The sequence below is a fragment of the Halalkalibaculum roseum genome (genome assembly GCF_011059145.1).
GTDB lineage: Bacteria > Bacteroidota > Rhodothermia > Balneolales > Balneolaceae > Halalkalibaculum > Halalkalibaculum roseum.
This window is the reverse complement of record NZ_JAALLT010000002.1, coordinates 550406-574782: the sequence shown is the minus strand read 5'-3', so window position 1 is coordinate 574782 and position 24377 is coordinate 550406. Positions and strand designations below refer to the sequence as shown.

The window sequence follows — 24377 nt, the reverse complement described above, 5'->3', positions numbered from 1 at the left end:
TAATTACCATACTCATGACCACAAAGGAAAAATGGTTCCCTGAAGATTGGGAGTATTCCAGTGCCCCGAACTTATACTATTACAATGGGTTGAAGGTCAAGCGCGTCGAGCAAGATCAAGGTAAGGTTGAACTCATCACCAGGGATAGAAACCATACCCGGCATTCGGTATTGGCCGAAGGTCTCCGTGAAGCTATGAAAAAGATGGAAGCCAGGCTCTAGACACCTCTAGTCCAACCGGTATTCCACGTATACCTACCCTGAGTATTGACACTTTTACTACCCCGTAAAATTTTTCTGTAACCATTTTGATTTTCAGTAGTCTAAACACCACGTAGATGAAAGTAAGTCTCACTTAACTTACTTATCCAAAGCCCCGGTGGAGAACAACCCCTGCCGGGGTTTTTTTATTCAGCTATTGTTGCTTTCCCGTTCGGCTGAAACGCCATATTCAGAAATGCTACATGGAGAGTATTTATAGGAAGGCAAATTAAGAAGTCACGTTACACCTACCATCAGATATACATATTATAGAAAAGATTCGTACATACCCCGTGAATTCCGAAATGAGGTCAGGTTAATTTATATAGAGATATCTTGAAAAAAGTGTAAGGAATAGTCTCTCTGTCGGTCTTACATACAGGCAAGTTGACTAACATGGGTTCCCTCCGGATTTTGTCCTTTCCGGGGGGTATTTTTTAACAGGCCTACCGGTACTGGTGATTCCTTTCTTCCCTGCTGCTCCATCGATATATAAGACTGCCGGCAATTACAATGGATACCAATACCCAAGTGTTCGGATCAAACAGCGTTTGCATAAAACTGCTGATAAAAAAATCGAAATAAGACAACCCAATAAAAATTGCAGCAAAAGTCAGAAAAAACCACAATCCCTGTTTTTGGTTACAACACATAGTTACTTCGGTTGGTTAATATTTTAACTATATGTCGACTTTACGTAAGCTTCCTTAGGAATGTTTCACATCGTTAAATAGCCAATCTGTTTCAGGAGTAAAATTCACAGCCAATAAGATTATTTTAAAAATGTGATCTGAGGCGAAAAGCGCAATAATATTTTGTCGAGAAATTCAGGAAGGTTCTTGTATAATAATCATGATTGGGAAAAAGAAATAATTAAAAGAAAATAACTAGCTCCTATCCTGCCCTTTTCTTTTCTTTGAAATAACAAAACTACGTTGGCTAAATACATCTAAAACTCCACATCTAAGAGGTGAACCATGCATCGCTTTTATGGCATCCGTATAGGCATTTTCGGTATGTTATCCCTTCTACTTTTCTCGTCATGCAATGATTACAGCAGTACAGGAATTGAAGATTCCGTCGAATTTATTGAATCCACCGTACCCGTGGCTGAAGCCCAGGATGTTACCATGGATTTAAAGAGCGGAGCAAATTCTTTTGCACTCCATTTAATAGATCTCAGCAATATCGACCCCAACCCAATCATATCAAATGGCCAGAAGAGAGCCTGGTGTATTGAATGGGATGTGAGAGTTATACAAGGTTTGCAGAAGCATGTTAAGCTTCACTCCACCGAAGGTAAAGTGTACTGGAACAAGTTGAATTACCTATTAAATCGAATTGATCATTATAAGCAGAGTTATCCTCAGATCACTTACAAGGAGATCCAGGCTGCCATCTGGTCGATCGTGGACTATAAGCCCTTTTCAATTGATAAGATACCGGACTATCCGAACTTCCCTTCCAGTTTCTATGAAGACGGGGAATACCGGTTTGACGTCACACTCACTAAGGAGATAATTGAAGAGGTGAAAATTAAGGCATCAGGGAGCGTATTTGATAAGTTCGCACTGGTCATTGAGAACGAAGGACAAATCATAGTTACTACCAGCGAATAATTATTGTCGACTAGAGTTATTTTTGTCCTGTAACCATTTGGCTATTTAACAGTCATACTTAGGCTGAGAGGGAAAACTTTCAAAGCCAACTATTCTCTCCGGTATGTTCCCGGTTGCTTGATTGCAGCCGGGGCATTTCTTTTTATTCCCGGGAATCGATTTTACGTAATGTGTTTTTTTGCTTGGAGTCGATTATGGCTGCCGTGGCCATTACATGCAGAAGAGTATCCAACCGTGACAGAACCTCTCAGTTTACCGGAAGCACAATGACAAATTCCGTTCCGGTTTCTGCTTTCCCGTTTTGAGCAGTTTCGGTAATCATGGAGAGCTTACCGTTATGACCTTTGGTGACGATATCGTAGCTGATGCTTAAACCAAGACCCGTTCCTTTACCGGTAGGTTTGGTGGTAAAAAAGGGCTGGAAAATTTTATCGGCAACCTCTTCCGGGATACCGGGTCCGTTGTCTTTCACTCTTATTTCAATCCGCCGGTTTACATACTCTGTACTGAGCATAACAATAGGTTCATAATCTTCCCCATGTGTTCTTGCTTTTTCGCTAACGGCATAGAAAGCGTTGTTGATCAGGTTCAGCAATACCCTACTGATATCCTGGGCCACCACTTTAATTTTGGGAAGAGAAGGATCGAGATTAACGCTGATCTTTGCATTAAAAGATTTGTCCTTAGCCCGCAAACCGTGATAGGCCAGTCGCAGGTATTCATCTGCAAGATTATTGATGTCGCAGAACTCTTTTTCACGATTACCGTCCCTGGAGTGCTCAAGCATACCCTTCACGATACTGCTTGCCCTCTTGCCGTGTTCATTAATCTTTTCCAGATTCTTTCGAAGATCATTGGCAATGAATATGATTTCCCGGTAATTCTTATTTTCGATCTCCTCGTCCAGTTCGCTAATCATTTCGGTGCTGATCTCGGAAAAATTATTCACAAAATTCAGCGGGTTCTGGATTTCATGGGCGATACCTGCAGTGAGTTCTCCCAGTGATGCCATCTTCTCAGACAGAACCAATTGCGATTGGGCGGATTTCAATTCGGAGAGCGTCTCCTCAACGGCATTTTTCGCTCGCTCGAGTTTCTTAAAGTCTTCGTAGCGTGCAAAGGCCACCGAGAATACCTGCGCAAGGGAATCCACCAGTTCGAGGTTCTCTTCCTGCAAGGGATTCTTGTTGCCAACATATAGCAAGCCCTGTTCAAAGGGAACAAAGTGCAGGTCCAGAGATTTAGGTGGTTTAGCCGAACCCTGGTAGGTTTCCTGGTCGTCTATATGGTTTAACTCTATCAGACGATTTGTCCACTCAAGGAAGTTCTCTTCATTCCAGTGCTCGGTATAAATTTTTGATTCTTTCCACGATTCATACAAGCGGGAGGTGAGTGGAGTATCCTCTATACTCATCTCAAAAAACCCGAGCGCCTTTCCATCCGGCATTGAAAGAAAACAGGTAATGGTATGATCTTTTTCATGAATGATGAAGACCCCGCAACGTGTAAAGGGTACTTTCAGGGTAGTCAGCTCTCGCCAAACCAGAGGAATAATCTTATTAAGGTCGTCTCGCGACCGCATACTGGCCACCTCTCCCCTGATCCTATCGAGCGCAGCCTGTTTATGTGACTCAAGGGCCTGGGCTTCTGATTTTTCCAAATCAAGAAGCCGGGTGTGCGATTGATCCATTACCTCGGCAAGTCGCTGAAGAAGCTCCTGATTGGCAGATGACAAGTTATCCGCCCCGATGACTTCCAGCGCCCCCGAGGCAGTTTCGGCCATACCTACTGTTATGGATTCTTCAAGTTGGAGGTCGGGGGATTCATTATCTACAGCTTCCTTTAACTGATTTAAAAATTCCTGTTCCGAAGATATACCGGAATCAGGTGAAATCGTATACGCCACATATCCTTTTGGACTCTTCACCGAATTTCCGGATCCTGATAAATCCCCCATCCTCTCGTCAAGAGACGATTCCAATCGGGTAATTTGATTAGTGTCGGCATTATAAATCCAGTAATTCCATTTACCGGAATGCATATCCCATAATACCACGCGATAAGCAGGCGCCTCAAAACCCAGGTGTCGCATCTGTTTGAAAAATACCTGCATCACTTCCTGCCACTCACTTGACTCCTGCATGGCAATGGTCCGGGTTCGGATCTTTTCCATCGCGGCTTCCACATTCAGTTTCTTGACCATTTTGTTGAAAGCTACCGCCAGTTCACCGATTTCATCTGTAGACTTATTATCCACAGATTGAGAAAGGTCTCCCTCTCCTACTTTTTTAGCGGCATCCCTCAGCGCCAGTACCGGACCCGATATATTTCTGGCCAGCATAAAGCCGATACCAAGCCCTATTCCAAATACAATCAAGCTTGCCAAAATGGAGGTAAGGCGAATCTGCTCCATACTGGCAACGATCTCTTGGGTAGAAAAACTCAGCATGACCTCCCCGGTCATGATCGGAGTCGAAAAAGAGGAACTTTTGTAAATGAAATCCTCATTTGAACGGGCATTAACGTCAACCTTTACCCCTTCCGGGAAGGTTTTGAAGACTGTCTTTTGCACACTGTAAGAATCATCCGCAGCATTCCGGAGGGTATCAATTTGGATGAGGCTTACAAATTCAAGGCGATGGTCGTCCCTGACAAAATCAATTGCTGTTTCTACCCCTTCAAAATTCTGTTCCGTCAGGGCAATTTTGACACCAAGTGCTACTGAATTGGCAAAGTTCTCGATCTCTTCATTATAATTTTCAAGGAGCACTCTTTCTTGTCGGGAAGGAAAGTAAAAGAGAATGAAAAGGGTAAACATCAGCACTACCGAAAGTACCGTCATTAAAATTTTACTTTTGACAGTCAGCGCCATACCCAGCTAAATCTTTTGATTACGGATGTTTGATATGAATAGTGACCTTTACAACAGCTAAAGTTGCTTTTTGCCATCAATAACTACCAGTTTAATTTCACTACCTGACAGAGTGGTGTTTTGAGAAACGCCTATTGCTCCCGGGGTCCTTGCCACAAAGTCTTCAAGTTCGCTCTTGGATGTGAAAAAAGTCGGTGCCTTAACCTTACCCTGGAATACCTGGGCAAGAAAATATTTATTCAATTCATTAGTAGACATGTTATAGATACGTTCACAGGTATAAGAGCCGATGGTGGTATTTGTTTTCATCAGCGCAATTTTTACAGAGACCCCGTCGTCCCACCTCAGTCTTTCCCCCCTTAAGATGGTTCTTAGCTGGTCGATATTCATCTCTCCCGGCACCGATTGGGAATTGGCAATAACATTCAGCTGCTGATTCTGTGCAGAAACCGGCAGACTGCCTACAAAAAGTAAAACTGATAAAGCTACAAGTACTCTACAATTCATGTGATATATTGATTAAAATCCTATGGCTACTTGCGTATTCAATAAACCGGTGCTTCCGCTAATGTCGCGGTCGATGTATTGATACTCCATTTTCAAAACGATTAAATAGCTTACCTCGTATCTAAAACCGGCTATATATGAGTTAGTATCTTCATTGTTGAAAAATTGATCCTGGCTGTCGTACTGCAGATTGTCAAAACGAACATAGGGTACAACTTTATCATCGACCCGCAGACCGGCATAGGCATAGCTGGCATAAGAGGTACTGCTTCCGCTCCCATCCACATCATTATTGGCAATAGTGCTTTCAGCAAGCAACTCAAATTTCTTTCCGAAGTAAGCGACAGTTCCGTTATATAACATCTGTGTGGTACGATTTGATATTAGGTCGCCATGTACTATTGACCCGGCTGAAATCACATCACGATAGAGTGCTGCCCCAAAGTGCCACCCATTCCATGGTTGTATATTCAGTGAGGCTGTAATGGATTTCGCCTTGTTGTTTTCTGCAACATCCGTAGCACCCAAACCATTGCCTATCATCAGATTGTAACCAAAGCGCAAATCTCCCAGATTAAGTCCCTGAAATGCAATACCTGTGGTATGAATAGGAATGATGTTGGCACTGAACAACAAGGGCCGCCCGATAGTCGGGAAAAAGACACGGCCGTGGTGGTAAGAGTCATTCCAATAATTAATGGGGGTATGGTGTTTCCCAAAAAGGATATTGTGATTGCCTTTATAGTTGTAGGAAACGATGATGCGTTCGACGCTGACATTGAAATCAGTCGGAGAATTCGGGGAAAATTTAAAAACAGTTTCACCTAGAAAAGAAAAATTATCGTTCAGTTTGGAAGTGATAAACAGATCCTGTTCCCCTATACCAAAATTCAGGGCATCATCTTCATAATACATTTCTCCTGCAACGAAACCGAGAATTTGTGTATCCTGAGCAAGAAGGTCATCATAGGGACGCATTAACAGGATAAGAAAGAAAAGAAAAAGCCACCCGCTATTAGATATAGTCATATAAGTTTAACAATAAACCACTGTTTAATTTCAGTTAATGTACTTCCGAGAAATTAATTTTCCTAATATCAATAGGCAGGCTAACAGTACTACTTAAATCATCTAGGCTAAAAACGGTATGTCTTATAGATGTTTTGATAAGCGATAAATTCTTTGATACGTGAATCGATTTAGTCTATACAAATAGACACCTCTTCTTCCCTTTATAAATATTTCTTAACTCACATTCTTCCTCTGAGAATGTTACTTTGATTCAGAGTTAGCAATCACACTATTTCCCTGGAATAAATTATGGGAAAGAATTAAAATCTTGACATAAGATGAATAGTAATTCCAAGGAGTATAAAGGCAGTTTCACCAACCCACGAAGAAAACCTAATAAAAAATCATTATCTGTTTCGTTGAAAGATATGATACCTGATTACAGCGAATTGTTTGAGAATAAAAACAGCAGTAGTGAAAAAGCAGCTAAATAGTAATCGTATTGACAGGCACTCTATATTTAGTTTCAAACCGGGTATTCCCGGATAATTTTACAACGCCGCTGCTTCTAATTAAAGGAAGAGCTTACCCACTTATCGAAACGGATTTTCAACTTCGTACCGGTGTACTTCCGATACATCGTAACCCACCTCCATTAAACTATCCCTGACTACGGTGTAGTCTTTAATGGAATTGAGGTTGGAGTCCAGTGAGGTATAGTTCGTCTTGACCGATCTTACAACCTTATCCCACTCCTTTTTAAGATAAGCTACTGCCTGCTCCTGTTCCGTCATGCCCCGGCGCTGATTTTATTATTAGATATTGTAGTAACTGAAACCTATCTGATACTACCCAAGCGAATAATCAGCTGCAAGAGTACCCTATAAAATTCCTAGAAAATACGTATGCGCACTCCCGAATTTTACCAATCTCTTTTTCTCTCGATGGATTGAGTATAAAGAGCGTGATATTATGATCGTGATATTCAATTTCTTGATAACAAGGGGCAATTGGTTAATTATCGGTATAAAGATATCACTTATCACACCTTTCCTTAAGTAAATTCTAATTCGTTAATTCTCGAGGAAATCTTACCATTGTAGAGAGGGCTCAGGCTTTTGCAGAGAGAGTGTCCTGTTCATTAAAAAACCCTCATACAAGCTTAATTAGGGGTTTTTAATTTGGCCTTTGGTGCAAATATACTTAATTATGCTTGTACAAATAATATCATCTATACAGTACCTGTTTCAAAAAAACTACTATTTAAATAATCTACAAAATGGCCGTTACCGAAAGCTTCCTTGTGAATACAAATTCATTCAATGCTATCATTGAAGCTCTTATTGAATTGGATGAAGCCCCTGAAGAGATTACGGATGAGTTTCTCGTCTCTTTAGGATTTGAAAGTCCCAGTGATTTGCTGGTTGTTCATATGTTGAAAGAGTTGGATATGGTTACCGTCGACGGTGAACCTACCGAGCTCTATCATAAAATGACGAATCCGGATACCACGGATGAAGCCATCGCAAAAGGACTGGTTCATGCTTATACCGATTTATTTGAGCAAAACCGGGAATTCCACAAACTTCAAAAAGAAGATATTCACCGGGAATTGAACGAATATTTTGATGGGCGTAAAACCGATCTGATTATCAAATACATGACCAACACGCTTCACAAATTGGTCACTTATGCCGGTTTGAACAATGTACAGAAGGCTGTTGATGCTTATTTCAAAGATCAACCGGTTCCAGAACAAAAGTCCGATGATGAAGGAGTAACTCTGGACGACGAACCGGTACTCTCTGAAAACGGACAAGATATTTCTAAAGAGTCAGAAGAAAATATCGTAGAAGATGCTTCGACAGATACGGAAGATGCTGTTGAAGAAGATTCCGAACTTGATGATGTATTCTTCGGTGATGATTCAGATGAGGAAGAAGCTTATGAACACGAAGATAGTGCCGCGCTGGAAGATAAGGCGGAAGAGACAGAGGCTGAAACCGAAGGCAAAAGCTCGGAAGGAAGTATAAACTTCGATGAGCTGCCCAAGGTTCAGAAGGAAGAAAAAGGATCCAAAAATATCTTCGACTTTTTCGGCAGTAATAAAAAAAATAAAGTGGAAGAGGAAGAAGAGCCGGAAGAAGTTGAAGCTACCGGTGAAGAAGTTGCTTTTGAAACTGAAGTTTCTGACGAGGCCGACACTGAAGACAATGAAATCTTTGCCGAAACCGAAGATGAAATTGAGCTTCAAGACGAAGAAATAGAAGATATAGAAGAGACATCAGAGAGCAGCGAAGAAGCTCAGGAAGGTCAGGAATCACTTGAACAAGAACTGCTTGAAATTAATATGGAATCTAATAACGGATATCACACTAACGGAGCGGAAACTAAAGAGAACCCCATGGCGAATCTTACCAACATCCCAACGAACGAAAAAATTGAAAAGGCAATCATCAAAAAAGCAGAACTGCTTTACAAGCTGGAACGCTTTGAAGATGTTCTGCCTGCCTATAATGATGTCATATCCTACTTTGACGATGCAGATAAGGATCATCTGAAAGAGGCCGTGGCTAAAGCCGTGATCAATCGTGTAGCCGTACTCAACAAACTTGACCGTGAAGACGACCTCCTCCCTGCTCTTGACGAAGTAATAAAGCGTTTTGAAGATTCGTCCGTCACCGAGTATTATGAGCAAGCCTCTATGGCCATGCTACAGAAGTCACAACTGCTGGAAAACGGTTCACCCGAAGAGCTATTGTCGCTGTATAATGATATTATCGAGCGCCTGAGAAATGCCAGCAGCCCGAAGATCAAGAACCAGGTTGACGACATATTCATCAACAGAGTAGATGTTCTGAATGAAAACGGTTCCGATGAAGAGTTACTGGATGCTGTAGAAGATCTAATCGACCGTTTCAAAGATTCACAGCTGCAAAACGGACAGCTGGAGCAGGCCATGTATAAAAGAGCCGAAATTCTGGAGAATCTCAATCGTGATGAAGAGGCGCTTGAAGCATACTCCGAATTTATTGAGAAGTTTGGTAAAACAAAGGAAGCAGTTTAGATTAAACTGTAATATAGATAAAAGCACTGGCTGGATAAGTCAGTGCTTTTTTTATTTTAAGGAGTTATGATTTTAGATATAGCTACATTGCGCGGTGAAACTCCGGGCTGTGATCATGTAATTCACTTCAACAATGCCGGTGCATCCCTCCTGGCCCAACCTATTCTTGATGCTGTCACGGGCTACCTGCAAGAAGAAGCCCTATACGGAGGATATGAAACAGCAGCCAAAAGGAAAGACGAAATAGAGGCCACCTATGATTTGATAGGTGATCTTATAAACGCTGATGCTGCTGAGATTGCCCTGCTTGAAAATGCCACGGCAGCCTGGAACATGGCGTTCTATTCCATCAACTTTTCTTCCGGTGACCGAATTCTGACTTCCGTCTCTGAGTATGCCAGCAACTATCTCAATTATCTTAATCTTAAAAATAAGATCGATGTGTCTATTGATGTAATTCCCAATAACACATCCGGTCAAATTGATGTGACTGCCTTATCTGAGATGATAGATGAAGAAGTCAAACTGATCAGCATAAGTCATATACCTACAAATAACGGGCTCGTCAATCCCGCAGAGTCCGTTGGTAAAATTGCAAAAGAGCATAACGTACTCTACCTGCTGGATGCCTGCCAGTCGGTAGGCCACTATCCTATTGATGTTAGAAAGATAGGTTGTGACATACTTTCTGCGACCGGCAGAAAGTATATTCGGGCCCTAGAGGCACGGGCTTTTTGTATGTAAATAGTGAAAAGCTTGACGAACTACATCCACCCTTCCTTGATCTGCACTCCGCAGAATGGACCGGCCAAAATGAATACAAAGTTCGCAACGATGCACGGAAATTCGAAAACTGGGAAGCTAATTATGCGGGCATTATAGGCTTAAACAGAGCTGTCTCTTATATACTGGATCTTGGTATTGATTACATTTGGCAACGTATTCAGGAGCTGGCAAACAGCTTTCGATTAAAACTAAAGCAGATTCCAAAAGTAACCGTTCAAGATATCGGTAACACAAAATGTGGTATTGTAACCTTTACCGTAACCGGGAAAAGTGCAGAAGAGGTTAAGCGTTACCTGTCAGATAACGGTATTAATGTAAGCATCAGTACCAAAAGCAGTACCCTGCTGGATATGAATCGCCGAAACCTCGAAGAGACCGTTCGAGCTTCTGTACACTATTATAATACAGAAGAAGAGATTGAGACCTTTATAAATCTGATAGGCGAGCTCTAGGCTGATTTCGCAGCGGGCAACAACTGATCTTTGTACTGAAGCTCATAGAGCTTTCGGTAGATACCGTCGCCTTTTTTCAGCAGATGCTGGTGCGTACCCTTCTCACGAATTTCTCCTTTGTGCATCACCAAAATCTTATCCGCGCCTTGTATGGTAGATAGGCGATGGGCGATAACTATGGAAGTCCGCCCTTCCATCAGTTTATCACAGGCTTTATTAACAATTACTTCGGTTTCGGAATCCACGCTGGAGGTTGCTTCATCAAGAATCAAAATATTAGGGTCGTAGACCATAGCCCTGACAAAACAGATAAGCTGTCTCTGACCCATGGATATGGAAGCTCCCCGCTCACTCAGTTCGTAGTTGTAAGCACCGGGAAGTTTTTCAATAAACTTATGGGCCTCAATTTTCCTGGCAGTCTCTTTGACCAGCTCTTCTGAGATATTCTTATTGCCCAGGGTAATATTATCCATGATGGTGCCGGAAAAGAGTGTGTTATCCTGCAGCACTAATGCGAAGTTGGAACGCAGCTCTTCTATTTTCAGATCACGAATATCCACCCCATCCAGCTGAATGGAACCTTCGTTAATATCATAAAATCGCATCAGAAGGTTAATGATGGTGGTTTTTCCTGCACCGGTAGCTCCTACAATTGCCACTGTCTCTCCCGGTTTGGCCTCAAATGAGACATTTTTTAGAATAGTCTCGTCCTCATTGTATCCAAACCAGACATCCTTGAATGAGATGTGTCCCTTGGGCTCCTCGATATGTACCGGCTTTTCCGGATCCTTGACCCGGTTGGGCGTATCCAGTACCCCGAAAATCCGCTCGGAAGAAGCCAGGGCCGATTGAAGAGTGTTGAACTTTTCAGAAAGTCCCTGTATAGGCCGGAAAAACTGTCGTACATACTGAACGAAAGCAAGCAGGATACCGAAAGTAACCTGATCCATCAGCGCTCTACCGCCGCCGTACCAGATAACCAGTGCCATAGCCAGACTGGCTAATACCTCGACCAGTGGCCAGAAAATGGCAAAGTAGAATATCGTTTCTATGTAGGCTTCTTTGTGCGAATTGTTGATCGATTTGAATTTTTCACGCTCCTTCTCCTCTCGGTTAAAGAGTTGTACAATAGCCATCCCATTGATATGCTCCTGCACAAAAGAATTCAGGCGGGAAATCTGATCCCTGACATTCAAAAAGGCTACCCTAACCTTGGCCTTGAACAGGAAGGTACCGTAGAATAGAAGCGGCAGAACTGAAACGGACACCAGGGTCAGTTCCCAGCTCATGCTGAACATGAAATAGAGAATAAAAAAGATACGGAACATGTCTCCTATGATATTGACTACCCCATCACTGAGCAGCTCACTCAGTGCTTCAATATCACTGGTTGTTCGGGTAATGAGTCGACCAATAGGATTCTTATCAAAAAACTGGACATGCAGTGACTGAATTTTTTCGAACACGGCATTTCGCAAACTATAGAGCGTACCCTGTCCGAACCATCGTGTAAGGTAGGTATTGGCTACGAGTATGATGAATTCCCCTACCAGCGCTGCGGTAAGCAGTAGAATGATCCACAGCAGGCCCTGAAAGTCATTCTGAGCGATATAGTCATCAACCGCGAGTTGGGTAAGTTTTGGACGTATGGTACCCAGAAAAGATGCGCTAAGCGTCAGAACGATGCCCAGCAGAACGTACCATCGATAAGGTTTTATAAATTGATAAAGCCGTCGAAGGAGATCCGTATCAACGGCTTTATCACTATTAGATTGACTCACGGTGTAAAAGTAATTTAGAACCGGTTGAAATCGTCAAAGGGAGTACGCGGCGTAATCTGCTTTGGCTTTCTTTGATTTCCGTTATCGTCGTTTGAGCTTTGGTCGCTACGAGAGTTTCGATACTTGCCGCTGGTTCTTCTACTCTTTCCGGAATCGCTGCTGTTGCTGCTTCTGCTTCGCTTCTTATAGCTTTTTGAAGACTTGCTGCTCGAGCGGCTTTTTCTCTTCCGGAACCGTTTTTTCTTTCCACCACCCCTGTTGCTATTTGAACTCTTGTCGTTAGAACCGCCCTTATTTCCATTGATCTCCTTGAGATACACTTTAGGCTGAATGATGCCTTTTTCGTGTGCGGGATCTGTAAATATTGGACGCAGTTCGGTGGCCACCCATGTTGGGAAGAAATCATCCCTGGCTTCTCTCAACAGTACATATTCATTGGTATAACGTGCTGAGAAGTGGGTAATGACCAATAATTTGGTTTTGGCCTCATTGGCAACACGTGCGGCATCCTTTGCCGTAGAATGTCCTGTTTCTTCCGCTTTATCCGACAGGCTTTCACTGAAGGTTGCTTCATGGAATAGTACATTGGTGTTCATCCCCAATTTCACCGAATTGGGACAATATTTAGTGTCGGTTATATAAGCAAAACTGTCGCCGGGACGCGGATGTCCAACAATGTCGGCCGACTTAACGATGGTGCCGTCATCCAGTTCCACATCTTTTCCGGCTTTCAGGTCTTTATATTGCCAGTCTTCACTGATACCCTGTGCCTGTGCTTTATCGGCATCTACTTTGCCGGGTTTGTCTTTCTCCTGGAAGCGGAAACCCATGCAGAATTTCGAGTGATTCAGGGGACGGGCTTCTACATAAAACTCATCTTCATCCACTACCCTCTCCTCTTCAAAATCTTCGCTGACTTCAACGAATTCAATGGGATAGTTCAGGTTAATATTGGCAAAATCGAAATTCCACTCCACAAAATCCTGCAGGCCTTCCGGACCTACAATGGTCAATTTTTTATCTCTTCGCTGCAGCTGCAGGGTTGAGAGCAGACCGATTAAACCTGAATAGTGGTCGGTATCAAAATGCGAGATAAATATGCACTCAATCTGAGATCGTTTCAGACCTGCCTGAAGCATTCTCATCTGTGCATTTTCGCCACAGTCAAATAAGTATACACTTCCTTCTCTCCATAAAGCTACCGAAGACAGGTGACGGGTAGCGGTTGGGGTTGCGGAAGCAACACCTAATGGAACGATAATCATTGTTTTAATCCTCTGTATTTTTGTTCGGGAGATGTGCTTTCAAACAATCTTGCCCGGTATTAAGCTATGATTTACTATTTGATTTAAATTTCAGCCAACTCTTCTTCTATTAATTGTTTGTTATACATGGCTGAGTAATGGCCTTCTTTTTCGAGTAATTCGTCGTGCGTGCCTTTTTCTACAATGGTACCTTCTTTCACAAAATATATTATGTCGGCATCCTTTATGGTAGATATACGATGGCTTATCATTATTGTTGTCCTGCCTTTCAATTCTTTTCTGAGATGCTGCAGAATAGCTTCTTCGGTTTTTGTATCTACCGCACTCAATGAATCATCAAGGATTATAATTTTTGGATCCCTAATCAGTGCACGGGCTATAGCGGTTCTCTGTTTTTGACCGCCGGACAATGTAATACCCCGCTCACCTAACATAGTCTCAAATTTTTTCTCAAAATCCAAAATATTATCACGAACCTGGGCCTTTTCTGCGGCTTCCTCAATTTCTTTCTGGCTAGCATCAACCGTACCAAAAGAAATATTCTCACCTATGGTATCCGAAAAGAGAAAGGTATCCTGAGGTACCAGACCTATGTTCTTACGTAAAGTATCTAAAGGAATATCTTCAATATTGTTCCCATCAATCAGGATCTCCCCTTCCGTAGGTTCAAATAATCGGGGTATCAGTCTAATAATGGTTGTTTTACCGCTACCGGTACGACCAACGATTGCCGCATTTTCACCGGGTTCAATTACAAGGTTGAGATCCTTCAGGGCGTAACTGTCGGCACCGGGATACTTAAAGCTCACGTTCTTGAATTCAATTTTACCCTTAATCTCAACTATATCCTCGTCGGTTCCCGCCTTATCTTCAATATCTACATCCTCCGTCAATACTTCATCGATCCGTTTCCAGGATGCCATAGAACGCTGAAAACGATTTACGGTATATCCCAGTGAAGCTACCGGCCAGGTCAGGTAAGCTACATAAACGATGAATTCTAAAATATTACCCACCGTCAAGGTGTTCTCAATTACCAGCTGACCGGCTTTCCAAATAACGATGATCACTGAGACACCGATCAATAGATTCAAGGTCGGGTGGAATAGCGATTCCACAAGATCCAATTTCAGCTTCTTCTTTCGGTATGACTCACTCTCCTTCTCAAAGCGACCCTGCTCATATTCTTCCCGATTATAAGCCTTAATCAATCTTATGCTGGAAAATGACTCCTTAGCCCTACCTGCAATAGTAGAATACTGTTCCTGAATAATTCTTGAATAGTCGTTTATATACCCACTCACCCAGTACGCAAATGCCGATAGGAAAGGCAGTGGCAGCAGTGCCCAGAAAGTAAGCTCAGGACTTACAATGATCATCATGGTTATGATAAAACCGGCACGGGTAATGGTATTAACCGTATACATGTAGGCAGGTCCAAAATACTCCCTTACCTTGCCCACATCTTCCGTTGCCCTGATATAAACTTCACCTGAGGAGTACTTGCTGTAAAAACGCTGTGGTAGTTTTAGGAGCTTGTCGAAAATATCGTTGCGCAGATCAAATTCAATTTTCCGAGAGGTAACGATGAGGGTCTGCCGGGTTGCAAAAAGAAGTATTCCGTAGGCTAGAACCGTGCCTACCAGGAAGAGCGAGTTTTTAGCCAGTATCCATGAGGCCTGGCTGTCAAACAAAACATTATATAAGGAGGAAAAGTCGGTATCCAAACCTTTCTCGAAAGCACCGACTTCATCCATGGTTCTACGGATGAGTACCGGGATCCAGACAAGGAAAAAATTGGCTGCCGTCAGAAATATGGATCCCAGTATGATGGTACCCCTATACTTCTTAAAGTAGCTGTTAAGTTTTTTTAATGAACCTAGCAAAGCAGGTTGAATAAATTTTCGATTTAGAACGGAAAGGCGTACTAGACAGAAACTTCACTGTATTTATTTATCCAGTAATCTGCCAGATTGTATCCCGATAGGAATGCGCTTTGTACAGAGTTTCCATTCATATAGTCACCTACCAACGCAAGCGGAGCCTCTTCCATTTCCAGTTCCATAAAATAATCCTGAATCGGATTTCTGGCTTGATAGTATTTCCAATAGTGTAACGTTGTCCATTCCGGATTAATCAGCCAGGAATCTGATATGTCGGAAGCGCGCTCCAGCAGCAATCTTGTTATTTCTTCGGGGTCCGTTTGAGCATGTTTATGCGCAAATGAAGCACTTGAGCGAATAACTACCGAAGTTTTGCTAGGATTACTCAATTTTGCCGACTCATTTCCTATCCAGCCAAGGGTATGATCCTCGCATTCAATGCCCTTCCAGTCAGGCATTAGATCTTTTTTGTAGGAAGCCATCAGTGAAAAGCATGAATCGTAACGGACTTCATCAATATGACGGATAATTCGTCGTGCAGGTGTTTCATCCTGTGCTGTCTGCAAGACCCCGTAAGCCTGTGGAGCCGGAGTGGCGATAATTACGGCATCGCATTCAAAAACACTGATATCGGTTAGATTGATCATCCATGAGCGCTTCTTTCCCCTGTTGGCTCCGATGTGTGTGAGTCCGCCTGCTTTTTCTTCAGACTTGACGTCCACCCACCTGCTGAGATAATTGGCTACGGATGCCAGTCCCTGCTCGCTGACATGATAAGAATTTTTGGGACGATTGGGATTTACCTCATGAAGCTGTGTCCCGTCGTATAGGGCAAAATCACGTGACCATTCTTTGAGCGTATTCTTCTCTTTAAGCAGTTCAATGAATGATTCAAAAGTCGGATCGGAAGAAATGACTGAGGATACACCATAATCAAATATTTCACCGTCTCTTTTGAAGGTTGCCAGTCGCCCCCCAAGCTTGCGGCTTTTTTCAATAACTGTAACGTCATGTCCGGCTTGTGCGAGTCGCTTGCCTGCGATAAGTCCCGATAACCCTGCTCCGATAATACCTATTTTCATGGATCTGCTTATGTGAAGTTCTGTTTTAAATGAATCCCTTAAATAATTGTTCAGTAGCTAAAACGCTAAAATACGAAAAATGACTGATTATTTTGGGTGAAGCCGCACCCATTTCCTGTTGCTTTTGGATTATTCCAATCAGAAAATTCGTACTCTTGGCTCCACGGCCTCTTTATCTAGCAGCGCCGGCCAGTAGGCCACGATATCACTGGCTTTAGGCCTGCCGCCTGCAAAACCGGTCACGCCACTGGGACCCGTCAATATAAGGGGGGCAATTTCCCGCCCGAACCTGTTTAGATCCTCCTTGCTATGTCCGGATGCCGAAACCCTCATCTGCACCTCATTGTGCTCTTCAAGGTAATCATCCTCTGTAATTGGCTTTTCATTGCAGCCGTTAACACCTACGTATTCTACGCGATACTCGTCAAAATGGAGTCCGATTTTATCAGCTCTTCCTTTCAGAATATCCCCGGCTTTTTGAGCTTTTTTCAGAGCATCCGGCCAGGAGTAAACTAGAGTTGAAGAAATCTTGTAGCCGTCATTATAGCTGGCTGATATTTTATAGGTATCGGTTTCCGGTCGACCTTTGATGCCAAATACTCTAACTCGGTCTTTGGCATCTTGCTCAAGATTTATAGAGCTGAAGTCAGCGATGACATCCGGCGTAATGTACTCAGTCGGATCACCTATCTCATACATCAACTGCTCTTTCACAGTCATTTCGCTAATCAAACCGCCCGTTCCTTTGTGCTTGGTAACAAAAAACTCCCCATTTGGCAGGGCTTCAATAATCGGGAAACCGATGTCCACAAAATCATCCACCTCCTCCCAGTCCGTAAAGTTCCCTCCGGAAACTTGTGCGCCACATTCAATAATGTGGCCTGCAATTGTCCCCGCTGACATCTTATCATAATCGTCAAATTGCCAGTTGAATTCATACACCATAGGTGCAAGAGTCAAACCCGTATCGGTTACTCGCCCGGTAATAACGATATCCGCTTCTTTTTTAAGTGCTTCCACCACCGGCTTGCAGCCAAAATATACATTTGCACTGAGCAGCTTGTCTTTCACCGTGGTGACGGCTTCACCAGTTTCCATGTTATTCAGCATGTGTCCTTCACCAATCAGCTGATCAATGTTGCTTAAGATGTCATCACCATCAACTACAGCCACTTTGATGTCTTCATAGCCTTGATCTTTAATTATCTTCAACAAGGCATTTTTACAGGCTTCTGGATTTACTCCACCCGCATTAGATATAACTTTAATACCCTTTTTGGCAATATCCGGAAGAATGGCTTCGATAACCTCCACAAAATCTCTGGCGTACCCGTAATTTTCGTTCCTCATTTTCTGCTTCTGCATGATAGACATGGTGACCTCGGCCAGATAGTCCATCACCAAGTAATCTATAGGCCCGTTTTTCACCTGTTCAATAGGAGCGTTGGGCAAATCTCCCCAGAAGCCTTGTCCGGAAGCGATACGTATTTTCTCTTTCATAATTACTCAATTTTCTACTGAAGAAGAACTAAATCAAGCGAGTATTTATTCTTCCATTAGGTATTTCATATTCTCGAATGGAGCGCTAAGATAAGACTTGCTAATACACTATGAAAATCATAACTACAGCATAATTGCAAAGCAGACCGGTAACATAATTTTAGAATGAAGGGTACAAAAACAAGAGAAACAAAATACGATGCAGTCGTAATAGGCTCAGGTCCAAACGGACTCGCAGCGGCCATTACCATGGCCCGGGAAGGACTGTCGGTAAAAGTTTTCGAAGCCGCCGATACCGTGGGTGGCGGCACCCGAACCAAAGAGCTTACCTTGCCCGGTTTTAAGCATGATATTTGTTCCGCAATCCACCCAATGGCCAAAACCTCCCCTTTTCTCCGCTCACTGCCTTTAGAAGAGTATGGATTGGAATGGATATACCCGGAATACCCCTTGGCCCACCCGCTGGATAATGAACCTGCAGCAGTACTCTACAGATCATTATCCGAAACGGTTAAATCACTGGGTAATGACGGCAGATCTTACCAAAAACTGTTTGAACCGCTGGTACAAAACTGGAATAAACTGGCTCCTCAGCTGCTGGGCCCATTATCGCTTCTCCCGGATACCCCGCTGCTAATGGCAAGGTTTGGACTGAAAGCCTTACAGTCTGCAGAATCCCTCGCAGGATCTTATTTTTCGACCCCAAGAGCTCAAGCACTCTTTGCCGGCCTGGCCGCCCACAGTATTCTGCCATTGGATAAACTGTCTACTTCAGCTATCGGATTGGTACTTGGCGCTGTGGGACACGTTGAAAACTGGCCCTACCCGAAAGGAGGATCCCAAGCCATTACAAATACTATGGCTGATTATTTTAAGGACCTGGGAGGAGAAATTGAGACCGGCAGACGTATAAACTCTCTTGCAGAGTTACCTACTTCCAAAACCATCTTATTTAACACCACCCCGGCTCAACTGCTGGATATTGCCGGTGACTATGTTCCATCAGGATATGCCGGGAAGCTAAAGAAATTCAAATACGGGGCCGGTGTTTTCAAGATCGATCTCGCCTTAAGCGAACCCATTCCCTGGAAGGATGAAGCCTGCAGGAAAGCAGGAACGGTTCATGCTGGGGGTACTCTCGAAGAAATTGTCAACTCCGAGCAGTGTCTTGAGAACAACAGCCACCCCGAAAAACCATATGTACTGGTAGCCCAGCAAAGCCTGTTTGATGAGACCCGTGCACCGAAGGGCAAACATACCTGCTGGGCCTATTGCCATGTACCCTCCGGCTCTACCAAAGACATGACCGAGCCCATATTAAACCAGATTGAACGATTTGCTCCCGGTTTCAGGGATCTCATCATCGGACAACACACCATGAACACACAAGCCATGCAAAATTATAATCCCAATTATATCGGAGGTGATATCAATGGTGGCAAGCAGGATATTACCCAACTCTTTACCCGTCCTGCCGGTTTGTTTGATCCCTATCATGTACCGGATACCAATATGTACCTTAGCTCCTCTTCTACGCCACCGGGCGGCGGGGTTCATGGTATGTGCGGATATCATGCAGCACAATCGGCGTTGAAGCAATTTAGGTAGAGGGACTAAGTTTAGGTGATATAAAATTTTGTAAATCCCTTCGTGTCGCTCTGTGATCCTCAATTTTTTCTTAGTGGTAAGCTACAAGGGAACAATTTCAGTAGTTTAATTTTATGGTAGCGAAGGCCGGTTAAATGAATAAATTAATACTGATTTAGATCCTGAAAACCCACAAAGTTACCAATTGTAAAGTTCAGAATAACAACATATTTCTGTATTTGAGTTAAAATTCTATATACCCCGGTTCAGTTTCTCCTCTCCGCAAACGATTTACCAGAGCATGTGCCTTACGGGTTGTTTCCGGGAGTTTGTACCTGCTCAGGCAGCGCATGACAATTTCACGGGAATCCTCAAATGAGACCTTGTGACCGGGTGATACAAAAATTGGATTTACATTTGTACGGCTGCGTAATACTATGCCGATGCGCTCACCGTCATCAATAATGTAGCGGTAGCTCCCTTTTTCTGATCGTGGCTGCTCAAAGTTACCGGTCAGGTTATTTTTGGCACACCCAATGGTGGGATGATCCATGAGAATGCCAAAGTGAGTTGCTAATCCCAACCTACGGGGATGGGCAATTCCATGGCCATCGAGTATTAACACATCAGGTTTTATTTTGAGCAGCTTCCAGGCCTTTTTCAGCGGAGGGAGCTCTCGAAATGCCAACAGACCCGGTATATATGTGAAGTCTACTTCGGTAGTCACTGCGGATCTTGCCACAACCTTCAAGCCGGGCAAGCGCAGTATTACAATGCCCGCTTGGACCTTATCAGAGTTCTTGTCGAATGACAGGTCGGCCCCGGCAACTGTCGATATCTCTTTCTCAAGGGGCTTTATAACAACCTGTTCACGCATTTTTTCCTGTTTAGCTTTTGCCTCTTTAACAGATATGTACATTTTTACTTCAGCTGAATTAATACCGTTTTGCATGGTGTCCTGTGCTAAGCTAAATTAAGTATTTTATATAAGCAGCCAATTGAATTAAGCAGAGAACCAGATGAACTCCGAGCAATTCCGAGAAGAAGCACACAAAATGGTAGACTGGATGGCAGACTACCTGGAGCATGTTGAAGAATATCCTGTAAGGGCCCAGGTTAAACCCGGCGAAACAATGAAACAGATTCCCAAAGAAGCACCTGTGCAGGCGGAAGATTTTGAAGATATTTTTAAAGACTTCAAGGAAATCATCATGCCCGGAATGACGCATTGGGAGAGTCCAAAATTTATGGCCTATTTCCCTGCTAACAAGAGCTACCCCTCAATTTTGGGTGAAATGCTTACAGCCACCCTGGGCGCTCAATGTATGAGTTGGATTACCTCCCCGGCAGCTACGGAGCTGGAAGAAGCGGTAATGGGATGGCTGGGATCAATGACAGGCATACCCGATCATTTCTCCGGGGTAATACAAGACACGGCCTCTACTGCTACCCTGACTGCCCTGCTGATGGCACGTGAAAAGGTTTCGGGATTTGAAATTAATGAACAAGGATTTGAAGCAGGAAACGAGTATACCGTTTACTGTTCTTCCGAGACTCATTCTTCCATTGAAAAAGATGTGAAAATTGCCGGCTTTGGTAAAAATAACCTGCGCAAAATCGCCTATGACGATAGTTATGCCATGCGGCCCGAAAAGCTCGAAGAAGCGATACGCAAGGATCTGGAGAACGGACTTAAACCTGCCTGTGTGATAGCAACCATCGGTACAACCGGTTCTACGGCCATAGATCCCCTGCGGGAGATCGCCGATATCTGCAATCGCTATGAAGTGTTTCTTCATGTAGATGCAGCTTTTGCCGGAACTGCCATGATCCTGCCTGAATTGCGCTGGATGATCGAGGGTATTGAACGGGTTGATTCATATGTGTTCAATCCACACAAATGGATGTTTACCAATTTTGACTGCTCTGCTTTTTATGTAAAAGACGAGGCTCAGCTGGTTAAGACCTTTGAGATTACACCGGAATACCTGAAGACCCCCGAAGATGAACGGGTTAAAAATTACAGGGACTGGGGCATTCCGCTGGGTCGCCGTTTTCGGGCACTGAAACTATGGTTTGTCATCCGCAATTTTGGTATTGAAGGACTTCGCAATAAAATCAGAAAGCATCTGGAACTTGCAGAGAAACAAAAAGCGGTAATAGAACAGGATCCTGATTTTGAACTTCTGGCACCCGTGCCACTTAATACCATATGCTTTCGATACCATCCTTCATATATTGATGATGATAACAAGCTTAATGAATTGAACAGCATACTCTTAGAACACATTAATGATAGCGGCAAACTGTTTATTACCCATACTAAACTGAACGGCAGATTTACCCTGCGTATGGTTATAGGCAATACCAATGTGGAACAGCGACATGTAGATGAAGCCTGGAGTTTAATTAAAGAAAAATCATCCAAACTGATTTGAACGTTGTAAACATCATTTATTTTACATTCAATAGGTAATAGACATACAAATAATTAGTGGAGTTAATTATGGATTTAAAGGATGCAAAAGCAATCGTTACAGGAGGCAGCTCAGGAATTGGTAAAGAGACAGCCAGGCATATTGCCAAAGCCGGGGGTAAAGTAGTCATCGCTGCCCGTGGCAAAGACAAACTGAATCATGCTGCCAATGAAATTGGGGCGATTCCCATCCCCTGTGATGTGGGAAAAGAGAAACAAGTCATTGATCTGGTGCTGGAAGCCATCGACGAGATGGACGGTTACAACGTACTGATAAATAATGCCGGTTACGGTCACTTCTCAAAATTGGTAAACCTTTCGGCAAGTGAATTCGAAGAACAACTTCGCGTCAATACCATCGGCGCCATGATGGTAGCACGGGAGTCAGCCAAGCACTTTATCCGACAGGATTACGGTAATATCATCAATGTCTCTTCCACGGCGGGGAAACGCGGTTTTGAAGGCGGCACAGCCTATGTTGCCAGTAAGTTTGCCCTTGGCGGAATGACCGAATGCTGGCGTTCTGAACTCCGCTCTCATAATATCAGGGTAATGCAGATCAATCCGAGTGAAGTTCAAACCAGTTTCGCTGAAAATGCGGGAATGGGTGAACGAAAATTTAATGAAACCAAACTGATTGCTGAAGATATTGGGAAAACCATCTGTGACTTGTTATCCCTGCCCGATCGGGGTTTCATTCCTGAGACCAGCGTCTGGGCTACCAATCCAAAATAAACGACTTTGAACAGACAACCCGACATTGATCCGGCCGATTTAGAACAAGAGCCGCTGCCGAGGGCCCAAACCCTCCCCTCGCATTGGTACCACTCCGATGAGATACTGAATTTTGAGAAGGAACACCTCTTTTCAAAGTTCTGGCAGCTGGCCTGCCATGAGAATCAGCTACCGGAATCAGGGGATATGTATACACTGGAAGTCGCAGGTAATCCCATTTTGATCGTGCGAGATCGTGAGCATAACCTCAGTGCATTCTATAACGTATGCAAACACCGGGGGGGACCGGTAGCCGTGCGAAAAGGTACTACTTCAGTCTTGCAGTGCAAATACCACGGGTGGACCTATATGCTGGACGGTTCCCTCAGGGGGGTTCCACAATTCAATAAAGTGGATCTGTTTGATAAGAAAGATTTCGGATTAGAGCCCATAGAACTAAAATTATGGCAAGGTTTTGTTTTTATTAATCTTGCGCATAACAAACAACCATTAAATTATTTCTTGGATGGGATATCTAAACGTATACACCCCTTGCGTTTAGATGGTTTCAAACATTATACCGACCAATCTTATAAAATTAAGTGTAACTGGAAGGTTTATGTAGACAACTTCCTGGAAGGGTACCACATCCCTATTGTTCATCCTGAACTCGCAAAATTACTCGACTATCGAAATTACACCGTAGAGACCAAACCCTGGTATTCCCTGCAACATAGCCCGCTTAAGGAAGAGGATAATATTTACGGGTCAGGGAAAGGGGAAGCCTACTATTACTTTATCTTTCCCAACATAATGCTGAATATCCTTCCGGGAAGAGTACAAACAAATGTCATTCGCCCTCTCTCTGCCGGTAAAACCGAAGTGCTATTCAGCTACTACTACGAGGATTTAGACTCTCAAGAGGCACTGGATACCATCAAGGATGATATTGACTATAGTCACGAAATTCAGCTGGAGGACATAGAAATATGTGAGCAGGTGCAAAAGGGACTGCAATCTAAAGCCTATCATAAAGGCAGATTCTCCGTGGAACGGGAAGAAGGTGTTTATCACTTTCAATCGCTGTTGAAGAAGGTATTTAAAGAAGCTACTGAGTGTTAAAGAATTCACGCTTCATACACTCCTCACAGGGGCAAAGCTTGCGAAGGGTTTCCCACTGGTACATTCCGCTGCTGTGACCATCACTCCAGTGGATGCGAATAGCATGATTGCCTACCTGATCGATATTCTCTACTTCAAAATGTTGAGTGGGGTTAACGTGGAAAAGCGATTTGTCGAAGGATCCCATCTGACCATGCCCTCCCCTGCATTCCACACAGGGACAGTTTTTTCGCAGACCGAACAGAGAGTAGAGCGATTCGTGCCCGTCAGACCATTTGATATAAAATTCACCGTCGGAATTCCGGACTTCAACTTCTGACGGTTTTGTGTTGAGATTCATGGTTCCTCGGTTGTTTAAAATTATATTTGCTTCATAGTATTAATACAATAGAT

General features: G+C 43.4%; 18 protein-coding genes and 1 pseudogene. 8 read left to right on the top strand and 11 right to left on the bottom strand.

All coding sequences use genetic code 11. The annotated features are described in order from the left end of the window. Window positions 1-14: 14 nt before the first annotated feature. Both G3570_RS06655 and G3570_RS06645 read left to right on the top strand, forming a co-directional pair. Complete coding sequence (locus G3570_RS06655; protein WP_165140527.1) at window positions 15-221, top strand: hypothetical protein; 207 nt, start codon at window positions 15-17, stop codon at window positions 219-221. Between the two features lie 1016 nt (window positions 222-1237). Further along, window positions 1238-1879, top strand: coding sequence for a hypothetical protein (locus tag G3570_RS06645; protein WP_165140523.1), 642 nt, complete (start codon window positions 1238-1240; stop codon window positions 1877-1879). Between the two features lie 247 nt (window positions 1880-2126). Here the strand turns inward: G3570_RS06645 and G3570_RS06640 are convergent, their stop codons facing one another. The 4 genes from G3570_RS06640 to G3570_RS06625 all read right to left on the bottom strand — a co-directional run bounded on the left by G3570_RS06640 (window position 2127) and on the right by G3570_RS06625 (window position 7063). Next, window positions 2127-4751: a HAMP domain-containing sensor histidine kinase gene (locus G3570_RS06640; RefSeq protein WP_165140521.1), complete on the bottom strand. Its 2625-nt coding sequence runs from the start codon at window positions 4749-4751 to the stop codon at window positions 2127-2129. Window positions 4752-4808: 57 nt separating this feature from the next. Further along, window positions 4809-5258 (bottom strand): type 2 periplasmic-binding domain-containing protein, encoded by a 450-nt coding sequence (locus G3570_RS06635; RefSeq protein ID WP_165140519.1) that lies wholly within the window; start codon window positions 5256-5258, stop codon window positions 4809-4811. Between the two features lie 12 nt (window positions 5259-5270). Continuing rightward, window positions 5271-6287 (bottom strand): hypothetical protein, encoded by a 1017-nt coding sequence (locus tag G3570_RS06630; RefSeq protein ID WP_165140517.1) that lies wholly within the window; start codon window positions 6285-6287, stop codon window positions 5271-5273. Between the two features lie 575 nt (window positions 6288-6862). Further along, the gene (locus tag G3570_RS06625; protein ID WP_165140515.1) at window positions 6863-7063 is read right to left on the bottom strand and encodes a hypothetical protein; all 201 of its coding nucleotides are present in this window, start codon (window positions 7061-7063) and stop codon (window positions 6863-6865) included. A 485-nt stretch (window positions 7064-7548) separates the two neighbouring features. On the opposite strand from G3570_RS06625, the gene G3570_RS06620 reads away from it, so the two are divergent. Together G3570_RS06620 and G3570_RS16585 are read left to right on the top strand one after the other, a co-directional pair. Next, a complete protein-coding gene (locus G3570_RS06620) occupies window positions 7549-9336 on the top strand; it encodes a DUF5343 domain-containing protein (RefSeq protein ID WP_165140513.1) in 1788 nt (595 codons plus the stop codon). A 66-nt stretch (window positions 9337-9402) separates the two neighbouring features. Then, window positions 9403-10574, top strand: a pseudogene (locus G3570_RS16585) (aminotransferase class V-fold PLP-dependent enzyme). Here G3570_RS16585 and G3570_RS06610 read toward each other — a convergent pair. The 5 genes from G3570_RS06610 to G3570_RS06590 form a co-directional block, all read right to left on the bottom strand. Next, a complete protein-coding gene (locus G3570_RS06610; RefSeq protein WP_165140511.1) occupies window positions 10571-12355 on the bottom strand; it encodes an ABC transporter transmembrane domain-containing protein in 1785 nt (594 codons plus the stop codon). The pseudogene G3570_RS16585 and the gene G3570_RS06610 overlap by 4 nt on opposite strands. A 14-nt stretch (window positions 12356-12369) precedes the next feature. Next, on the bottom strand, window positions 12370-13620 hold the full coding sequence (gene rnz / locus G3570_RS06605; RefSeq protein ID WP_165140509.1) for a ribonuclease Z: 1251 nt from the start codon (window positions 13618-13620) through the stop codon (window positions 12370-12372). A gap of 83 nt (window positions 13621-13703) precedes the next feature. After that, window positions 13704-15506 (bottom strand): ABC transporter ATP-binding protein, encoded by a 1803-nt coding sequence (locus tag G3570_RS06600; RefSeq protein WP_249066758.1) that lies wholly within the window; start codon window positions 15504-15506, stop codon window positions 13704-13706. A gap of 41 nt (window positions 15507-15547) precedes the next feature. Further along, complete coding sequence (locus G3570_RS06595) at window positions 15548-16585, bottom strand: NAD(P)/FAD-dependent oxidoreductase (RefSeq protein ID WP_165140507.1); 1038 nt, start codon at window positions 16583-16585, stop codon at window positions 15548-15550. Window positions 16586-16723: 138 nt separating this feature from the next. Continuing rightward, on the bottom strand, window positions 16724-18085 hold the full coding sequence (locus G3570_RS06590) for an acyclic terpene utilization AtuA family protein (RefSeq protein ID WP_165140505.1): 1362 nt from the start codon (window positions 18083-18085) through the stop codon (window positions 16724-16726). Window positions 18086-18250: 165 nt separating this feature from the next. Here G3570_RS06590 and G3570_RS06585 point away from each other — a divergent pair, with 165 nt between their 5' ends. Then, window positions 18251-19693, top strand: coding sequence for a phytoene desaturase family protein (locus tag G3570_RS06585; protein ID WP_165140503.1), 1443 nt, complete (start codon window positions 18251-18253; stop codon window positions 19691-19693). Between the two features lie 223 nt (window positions 19694-19916). Here the strand turns inward: G3570_RS06585 and nfi are convergent, their stop codons facing one another. Next, window positions 19917-20624, bottom strand: coding sequence for a deoxyribonuclease V (nfi, locus tag G3570_RS06580; RefSeq protein WP_249066756.1), 708 nt, complete (start codon window positions 20622-20624; stop codon window positions 19917-19919). 67 nt (window positions 20625-20691) lie between these two features. On the opposite strand from nfi, the gene G3570_RS06575 reads away from it, so the two are divergent. From G3570_RS06575 to G3570_RS06565, 3 genes are all read left to right on the top strand, one after another. Then, on the top strand, window positions 20692-22110 hold the full coding sequence (locus G3570_RS06575) for a pyridoxal phosphate-dependent decarboxylase family protein (RefSeq protein WP_165140501.1): 1419 nt from the start codon (window positions 20692-20694) through the stop codon (window positions 22108-22110). 68 nt (window positions 22111-22178) lie between these two features. Beyond that, window positions 22179-22883 (top strand): SDR family oxidoreductase, encoded by a 705-nt coding sequence (locus G3570_RS06570; RefSeq protein WP_165140499.1) that lies wholly within the window; start codon window positions 22179-22181, stop codon window positions 22881-22883. Window positions 22884-22889: 6 nt separating this feature from the next. Next, the gene (locus G3570_RS06565) at window positions 22890-23984 is read left to right on the top strand and encodes an aromatic ring-hydroxylating oxygenase subunit alpha (RefSeq protein ID WP_165140497.1); all 1095 of its coding nucleotides are present in this window, start codon (window positions 22890-22892) and stop codon (window positions 23982-23984) included. On the opposite strand, the gene G3570_RS06560 is transcribed toward G3570_RS06565, so the two are convergent. After that, window positions 23971-24324 carry a gamma-butyrobetaine hydroxylase-like domain-containing protein gene (locus G3570_RS06560; RefSeq protein WP_165140495.1) on the bottom strand — a complete coding sequence of 118 codons (354 nt, stop codon included), beginning with the start codon at window positions 24322-24324 and terminating at the stop codon, window positions 23971-23973. The two genes, G3570_RS06565 and G3570_RS06560, sit on opposite strands and share 14 nt — an antisense overlap. Window positions 24325-24377: the final 53 nt, after the last annotated feature.

Bases quoted from the DNA above. Each gene is read 5' to 3' on its own strand.
- G3570_RS06560 (WP_165140495.1), bottom strand. From the start codon at position 24,324: ATGAATCTCAACACAAAACCGTCAGAAGTTGAAGTCCGGAATTCCGAC.
- G3570_RS06590 (WP_165140505.1), bottom strand. From the start codon at position 18,085: ATGAAAGAGAAAATACGTATCGCTTCCGGACAAGGCTTCTGGGGAGAT.
- G3570_RS06625 (WP_165140515.1), bottom strand. From the start codon at position 7,063: ATGACGGAACAGGAGCAGGCAGTAGCTTATCTTAAAAAGGAGTGGGAT.
- G3570_RS06630 (WP_165140517.1), bottom strand. From the start codon at position 6,287: ATGACTATATCTAATAGCGGGTGGCTTTTTCTTTTCTTTCTTATCCTG.
- G3570_RS06585 (WP_165140503.1), top strand. From the start codon at position 18,251: ATGAAGGGTACAAAAACAAGAGAAACAAAATACGATGCAGTCGTAATA.
- G3570_RS06635 (WP_165140519.1), bottom strand. From the start codon at position 5,258: ATGAATTGTAGAGTACTTGTAGCTTTATCAGTTTTACTTTTTGTAGGC.
- G3570_RS06645 (WP_165140523.1), top strand. From the start codon at position 1,238: ATGCATCGCTTTTATGGCATCCGTATAGGCATTTTCGGTATGTTATCC.
- G3570_RS06575 (WP_165140501.1), top strand. From the start codon at position 20,692: ATGAACTCCGAGCAATTCCGAGAAGAAGCACACAAAATGGTAGACTGG.
- G3570_RS06655 (WP_165140527.1), top strand. From the start codon at position 15: ATGACCACAAAGGAAAAATGGTTCCCTGAAGATTGGGAGTATTCCAGT.
- G3570_RS06595 (WP_165140507.1), bottom strand. From the start codon at position 16,585: ATGAAAATAGGTATTATCGGAGCAGGGTTATCGGGACTTATCGCAGGC.
- G3570_RS06620 (WP_165140513.1), top strand. From the start codon at position 7,549: ATGGCCGTTACCGAAAGCTTCCTTGTGAATACAAATTCATTCAATGCT.
- G3570_RS06570 (WP_165140499.1), top strand. From the start codon at position 22,179: ATGGATTTAAAGGATGCAAAAGCAATCGTTACAGGAGGCAGCTCAGGA.
- nfi (WP_249066756.1), bottom strand. From the start codon at position 20,624: ATGCAAAACGGTATTAATTCAGCTGAAGTAAAAATGTACATATCTGTT.
- G3570_RS06640 (WP_165140521.1), bottom strand. From the start codon at position 4,751: ATGGCGCTGACTGTCAAAAGTAAAATTTTAATGACGGTACTTTCGGTA.
- rnz (WP_165140509.1), bottom strand. From the start codon at position 13,620: ATGATTATCGTTCCATTAGGTGTTGCTTCCGCAACCCCAACCGCTACC.